Raw genomic sequence first — 520 nt, 5'->3', positions numbered from 1 at the left:
GGTACGTACCCACCTTTCCCTGGTTCAATTAAACAAGATCAATATAATCCTATAGTGAGTTTACCAACCTCTGTTGACGAGATTATTATGGGAGTTGATGCAGTCATTGTGACTCACTTACATTTAGACCATTTTGATGAGGTAGCGCAAAGACTATTACCAAAAGATATTAAAATGTTTGTTCAAAATGAAGAAGAGGCAAAAGAAGTCCAAAATTCCGGATTCCAAAATGTAGAGGTACTAACAAAGGACACTGTTTTTGAAGGCATCCAATTAGTTAAAACAAAAGGTGAGCATGGGAGAGGAGAAGAACTATTAAAGCTTATGGGGGAAGTATGTGGCGTAGTCTTTAAACATCCAAGTGAAAAAACATTGTACGTAGCTGGTGATACCGTCTGGTATGAAGGTGTACAGGAAGAATTAAGTACCTATAAACCAGATATTATTGTCGTCAATGGCGGAGATAATCAATTTATAGAATATGGTTCTCTCATTATGGGAAAAGAAGACATCTATGAAG

General features: G+C 36.7%; 1 protein-coding gene. It reads left to right on the top strand.

Annotation, left to right across the window (positions count from 1 at the left end; translation table 11 throughout):
- Positions 1–520: MBL fold metallo-hydrolase (locus AC1DRF_RS32030; RefSeq protein WP_477742834.1), on the top strand; the 520-nt coding region annotated here is incomplete at both ends.

Source organism: Priestia sp. P5_B4, assembly GCF_056400385.1.
This window is presented reverse-complemented; position numbering and strand designations above follow the sequence as displayed.